At 68.8% G+C, this 6,330-nt stretch carries 4 protein-coding genes; 3 read left to right on the top strand and 1 reads right to left on the bottom strand.

Annotated features, from left to right (window positions below; translation table 11 throughout):
• The first annotated feature begins 1,089 nt into the window (after nt 1–1,089).
• Together Ato02nite_RS39035 and Ato02nite_RS39040 are read left to right on the top strand one after the other, a co-directional pair.
• On the top strand, nt 1,090–1,974 hold the full coding sequence (locus tag Ato02nite_RS39035) for a hypothetical protein (RefSeq protein WP_213011734.1): 885 nt from the start codon (nt 1,090–1,092) through the stop codon (nt 1,972–1,974).
• The gene (locus Ato02nite_RS39040) at nt 1,971–4,286 is read left to right on the top strand and encodes a bifunctional polysaccharide deacetylase/glycosyltransferase family 2 protein (RefSeq protein WP_213011735.1); all 2,316 of its coding nucleotides are present in this window, start codon (nt 1,971–1,973) and stop codon (nt 4,284–4,286) included. Before Ato02nite_RS39035 ends, Ato02nite_RS39040 begins: the two co-directional genes overlap by 4 nt.
• Before the next feature lie 58 nt (nt 4,287–4,344).
• Here Ato02nite_RS39040 and Ato02nite_RS39045 read toward each other — a convergent pair whose 3' ends face one another.
• Complete coding sequence (locus Ato02nite_RS39045) at nt 4,345–5,589, bottom strand: GAF domain-containing sensor histidine kinase (protein WP_213011736.1); 1,245 nt, start codon at nt 5,587–5,589, stop codon at nt 4,345–4,347.
• A gap of 236 nt (nt 5,590–5,825) precedes the next feature.
• Between Ato02nite_RS39045 and Ato02nite_RS39050 the strand changes: the two genes are divergently transcribed.
• On the top strand, nt 5,826–6,330 hold a 505-nt coding region (locus Ato02nite_RS39050), incomplete at its 3' end, for a hypothetical protein (RefSeq protein WP_213011737.1).

Raw genomic sequence — 6,330 nt, forward strand, 5'->3', positions numbered from 1 at the left:
CCGCCGCCACCCCGCAAGCAACGTGCCACACCGGCACGTGCCGCGACTCTCGCGCAACGACACACGCACTCAATAACCCGCGCGCGGCAACGCCTCACGCTGCCCATCCACGCGCGCCGCTCCGCCCGGAGGGCATTTCATACGTATTCGGCCGGCCGGTGACGAGTCGATGCCACGTCGTGGCGACCGGCATCTGCGATCTTGTGGAGTTGCCGCTCTGTCCTCGCGCCAAGTCCACAAGATTGTGTCTGGCCGGGCTGTCGAGGTCGGACATAGGCGGTATGTCATGTTCTTCTGACCGCTGGGTGGCCCACGGTGTGGAAGCGCAGGACCACGCCCGGGATGCGGGACGACGACCCAGTATCCGACAGCAGCGACCACCATGCGGGAGGCCGATGGCGTCGCCCGGGCCGGTGGGCGGGTTGGGGTTGCGAGCTTGGGCCGGGCCCGCCCGCAGCGGGCGCGCGGAGGGTGAGTTACACCTGCCGGGACCGCGGGCCACGGGAGTTAGCCGGCGCGTACGCAAAGTTTGATCTTCTGCGGGAAAGCGTCCCGTCCTCGGTTTCGAGGAAGCCTGGGCCGGGGTCCCGTTCTTTCTGGAATTGGCGGGACCCGACCCGAAAAGATCTCCAGAGCCTCGGGCCCGGCGCAAAATAGGGCGCGCCCCGATCGCCTGCCACGGGGGAAGCGGGCGATAGGGGCGCGCAAGAAGAAGCTTAACGACCTCCGATGTCGGACACAACGGGTGCCCTGCTGAAGTTTCAAATTTCGATCAAGGCAGATCGCCACATCGGACATAAGGTACTATTCCTAATTAAGCCGACCTATTGCCATGCGAATTCTTTTCGGTAAATTGTCGGCCGAGTTGTCGCTGATACGACAGGAAAACGTTCGGATAAATGGCGTAACCTCCTCGCAGCTGCTATTACCTCGCAGCTCAGAGCGATCAATTATCCGGTGGCACACATGCGGCCCCATCTGGTCAAACGGCGACACTCATCATTTCGGTTGAATTAGTGGTGGCGATCATCCGTCACTCGGCCGGGTGACTAGCCACAAGATCGCCGTGGATGTTCCTAAGCTCGCCGCGTGACTTCGCAGGAGCCAGAAAACCCGCAATTCGCCGTGGCCGACATTCCTGACACCGAGGTGATCTCCGTGGCGGCGCCGGCGCCGGTGTTCGTGGACAGCACGGGACGCCGCAGCCGGCTGCTGCGACGTCTCGCGTACGCCTTCGGTGTGCTGGTCATGCTCTACGGCGGCCTGATCAGCGTGAGCCTGGCCGGCGGGCCGGTCCGGTCGAGTGCCGTACTGCCGCTGCCCGGCCTGGACCCCGAGGAGGCGACGGCGGACACCAAGGCGACGACACCGAGTCCCACCCCGGCACCGACCCCGAGCCATACGCCGACGGCTCTGTTCGTCACGGACGCGCTGCCGCGCCGCACCACTCCACCTCGTACGACCGGGCCTCGTCTGGAGTCCACCAAGATCGCGACGACCAAGCCGGCGGCGAAGCCGACCGCGACGAAGAAACCGACGCCTAAGCCGACGGTCAGCACCACCCGGCCCACCGAGTCGACCGTCGTTCCGCCGTCGACCGCGCCGACCACCACGCCACCTCCCACGACGCCGGTGATCGTGGAGCCGGTGCCGCCGGTCCCGCCGACCACGACCGGCACGACCGGCACCGGCGGCACGGGCGGCACGGGCGGCACGGGCGGCCAGGGCGGCGGCTCCTCGGCCGCGCCGCCCGCGCCCCCGGCCGGGACGACCGAGCCGACCGGGACGAAGGCCGCCGAACCGGCCGAGACCACGATCGCCGAACCGGCCCAGACGATGGTTGCCACGAAAGCCGCCGAGCCCGTCGAGACGGAAGCGGTGGCCCCCGCCAAGACGAAAGCGGTGGACCCCGTCGTGACGAAGTCCGCCGGCCCGGAGCCCAGCGCCAGTCCCGTGCCCGAGGCCTCGGCGTGAGCCCGGCCCGCTCCCGCGGCCGGGCCCGTGGCCCGGTTCGACGCCGTCTGCTGCCGAAACCTCGCGTCATCCTCGGCTCGCTACTGCTCGTTCTCTTCGTCGGTGTCCTGGTGGTGCAGGCCTACATCAACGCCGAGTTCAAGAGCGACCATGTCGAGGAAGAGGTCGGCGACCAGGACGGCGTGCCGCTGGCGATCCGCGGAGGCGGGCCGATCATCAACACCACCGGCGGCCAGGAGAGCAGCAGCCGGATGCCGGAGCAAACCATCGCGCTCACCTTCGACGACGGGCCCGATCCGACCTGGACTCCGAAGATCCTCGAGGTGCTGAAGGAGAACGACGCGCACGGCACGTTCTTCGTGGTCGGCTCCGAGGTGTCCCGGCACCCGGAACTGACCAAGAAGATCACCGACGCCGGCAACGAGCTCGGCCTGCACACCTTCACCCATCCGAACCTGCAGCGGGTCGCGCCGTGGCGGCGCATGCTCGAGCTGTCCCAGACCCAGGTCGCGATCGCCCGCGCCACCGGTGTGCACACCAACCTGGCCCGCTTCCCGTACTCGTCGAAGGCCGACGCGATCGACGAGACGAACTGGAAGCTGGTCAAGGAAGCCGGCAAGCAGGGCTACCTGATCGTCGTGAACGACATGGACAGCCAGGACTGGCAGCTGCCCGGCGCCCGGCAGATCGTGCGCAACGCGACCCCGGCCGGCGACACCTCGGCGGTCATCCTCTTCCACGATGCCGGCGGCGACCGCTCGCAGACGGTCGCCGCGCTGCGCCAGTTCATCCCGCAGATGAAGAAGCGCGGTTACCGCTTCACCACGGTCACCGAGGGTCTGAACCAGAGCATCGCGGAAAGCAAGAAGGCCGTTCCGCCGCTGCCGGAGAACCCGGCGGCGGCGTCCAGTGACGTCTGGCGCGGCGCCGCGGTCATCTGGACGGTACGGACCGCGGACGGGCTCGTGTGGTTCATCGCGGGGCTGTTCCTGGTGGTCGGACTGCTCACCATCGGCCGTACCCTCCTGCTGCTGGTGCTCGCCAGCCGACACGCCCGGCAGCGCCGCAAGCCCGGCTGGAGCTGGGGTCCGCCGGTGACCGAACCGGTGTCGGTGATCGTGCCCGCCTACAACGAGAAGGAGGGCATCGAGGCCGCGGTGCGTTCGCTGGCCGGTGGCGACCATCCGGTCATCGAGGTGGTCGTGGTCGACGACGGATCGACGGACGGCACCGCCTCGATCGTGGAGCGGATGGCGCTGCCCAACGTCCGCGTCGTGCGGGTGCCCAACGGCGGCAAGTCGAACGCCCTGAACACCGGCATCGCGCTGGCCAAGCACGACCTGATCGTCACCGTCGACGGCGACACGATCTTCGAGAAGGACTCGATCCGGATGCTGGTGCAGGCGTTCGCCGACCCGACCGTGGGTGCGGTCGCCGGCAACGTCAAGGTCGGCAACCGGGAGAAGATGGTCGCCGTCTGGCAGCACATCGAGTACGTGATCGGCTTCAACCTGGACCGCCGCCTCTACGAGGTGCTCAACTGCATGCCGACCGTGCCGGGCGCGATCGGCGCCTTCCGCCGGGAGGCGCTCGCCCAGGTCGGCGGGGTCAGCGACGAGACGCTCGCCGAGGACACCGACGTCACCATGGCGCTGTGCCGGGCCGGCTGGCGGGTGGTCTACGAGGAGCGGGCCAAGGCCTGGACCGAGGCACCGACCACCTTGGAGCAGCTGTACCGGCAGCGCTACCGGTGGAGCTACGGCACCATGCAGGCGATGTGGAAGCACCGCCGGGCGCTGCGCGACTCCGGTCCGTCCGGACGCTTCGGCCGGGTGGGGCTGCCGTTCCTGGCGCTGTTCGGGGTGGCGCTGCCGATGCTCGCCCCGGTCGTCGACATCATGCTGCTCTACGGCCTGGTCTTCTGGGAGCTCCGGGAGACCCTGGTGGCCTGGTGCGGCATGTTGCTGCTGCAGCTGTTCACCGCGGCGGTCGCGTTCCGCTTCGACCGGGAGTCGATGAAACCGCTGTGGCGGCTGCCGTTGCAGCAATTCGCCTACCGGCAGCTGATGTACCTGGTGCTGATGCAGTCGTTCACCACCGCGATGACCGGCGGCCGGCTGCGCTGGCACAAGCTGCACCGGGCCGGCCTGGCCCAGCGCTCGGAGATGCTCGATCTCCCGCAGCCGGTGGTTCCGCAGCTGACCCCGGTGGCCGGCCGAGTGCCCGCCCAGTCCTCGTCGCTGGACCCCGAGGACCTTCCGTCGGCCGGCTCGCCCCCGGCCGGCGGCTCCGGCCCGGTCTACACCGGGTGAGCGCGCCGGTCCGCACCCGACCGAACTGCAGCCGGGCGGGTGCGGGCCGGCGACGTGGTCAGGCCGCGAGCAGCTCGGAGAACTGGTCGGTGACCGTCGACTGGGCGAACGGGAAGACCACGTGCAGCGAGGTCCCGTCGCCGGGCCGGTCGGAGAGCGCCACCGTGGCGTGGTGCGCGTCCAGGATCTTCTTCGCCACCGCGAGCCCGCGGTCCGGCCCGGTGGCCTCGGACGGATTGGTGATCGCGCCGTAGTACAGGTGCGGGAAGAGCTCGGGTCGCAGACCGTCGGGCATGTCCATGTCGTCGAGGAAGACGGTCGGGCCCGACTCGACCTCGGTGCCGACCCGAACCCGGCCACCGGGGTGGGTGTACTTCACCGCGGCGAACAGCAGGTGGGTGAGCACCTGCTCGAGGCGTACCGGATCGGCGATGATCGGCAGCGCCGGGCCGCCGGCCTGGTTGAGAATCCAGATCTGCTTGGTGGCCGCGATCGGCCGGACCGCCTCGACCGCCCGCTGGGTGACCCGGGTCAGGTCGCACTCCCGCATGTGCAGGCTCTCGCTGCCGGACCCGGCATCCGCCATGGTGTTCAGGTGGTGCAGCAGGTCGAGAAAGCCCCGGATGTGCCCGGCCGTGGCCCGGCCGACCAGTTCGGCCATCTCGGCGTCGTGGTAACCGGTGGTGCCCAGCTTCTCCAGGTAGGTGGACATCAGCCGCAGCGGCGCCCGCAGGTCACCACCGACCAGCCAGGCCAGGTCGTCCTTGCGCCGTTCCAGCTCCTGGAGTCGGGCCGTGGTGTTGGCCAGCGCGATCGAGTGCCGGCGCAGCTCCATCTGTGAGGTGACCTGGCGAGCCAGCGCGCGCAGCGCCTGGAGCTGCTCGATGTCGAGGCGGCGCGGCGACTTGTCGATCACGCACAGCGTGCCCAGCGCGTACCCGTCGGTGGTGACCAGCGGCGCCCCCGCGTAGAAGCGGATGCCGCCGTCCATGTCGACCGACGGGTTGTCGGCGAACCGGGCGTCCTTGGTCGCGTCCGGCACCACCAGCAGGTCCCGGCCGAGGATCGCGTGCGCGCAGAACGAGAGGTCACGGGACGTCTCGGTGAGATCGGTGCCGACCCGCGCCTTGAACCATTGCCGGTCCGTGTCGACGAGCGTGACCAGCGACATCGGCGTCCCGCACACGCTCGAGGCGAGCTGCACGATGTCGTCGAAGTCCTGCTCCGGGGCGCTGTCGAGGATGTCGAGCGCGTAGAGGGCGGAGAGGCGGTCGATTTCGTTGTCGGGCTTGGGAGCTTGCATGGGACACCTCCGAGGCTTCGCTCAAGAGATACCACCCAAAAGTAGCAAATCCGGCTATCACCGCGAAGTCCAGCGCTCTGGCTAGGAAGAGCGCAACTTAAACAATCCGACCATTACGGATATCAAGATCCATTTCCCACTCTCGTAATGCGGCCCATACATCGGTCGTTTTCGATGCGGTGGGGCGGGCAGGGATGGGGGCGACAGGAACCGCCATTCCGAAAAGGGAGAAACACATGCGCGTGGGAAGCATGATCAGCAAGCTACTGATGGCCGGTACGCTTGCCGTCTCCATGACCGCCGTCGCGGCCGCCCCGGCGAACGCCGCCGTGGATGACCCGGCCGGCACGCTCGTGTCCACGGTGGACGGCACGTTCACCGACGCGACCGGCGCGGTCGGCACCGTGACCGGCTCGTTCACCCCGAGCGAGTTCGCCGTCCAGGACGACACGATCGTCGCCACCGGCGTTCTGCACAGCGTCCTGACCAACGCCGACGGCACCACCGCCGGCGAGACCGACACCCCCGTCACCCTGCCGCTCCAGCTGCCCACCGGCAGCAGCGGTGACGTGAGCACCCTGGCCGCGTGCAACATCCTGCACCTGGTGCTCGGCCCGCTGGACCTGAACCTGCTGGGCCTGCATGTCCACCTGAACACGGTGGTCCTCGACATCACCGCCATCTCCGGCCCGGGCAACCTGCTGGGCAACCTGCTGTGCGCGGTGGCCGGCCTGCTCGACG

The organism is Paractinoplanes toevensis (genome assembly GCF_018332695.1).
GTDB lineage: Bacteria > Actinomycetota > Actinomycetes > Mycobacteriales > Micromonosporaceae > Actinoplanes > Actinoplanes toevensis.

What these genes read in the sequence shown, in the direction of transcription:
- Ato02nite_RS39045 (WP_213011736.1), bottom strand. Translation starts at nt 5,589, where the DNA reads ATGCAAGCTCCCAAGCCCGACAACGAAATCGACCGCCTCTCCGCCCTC.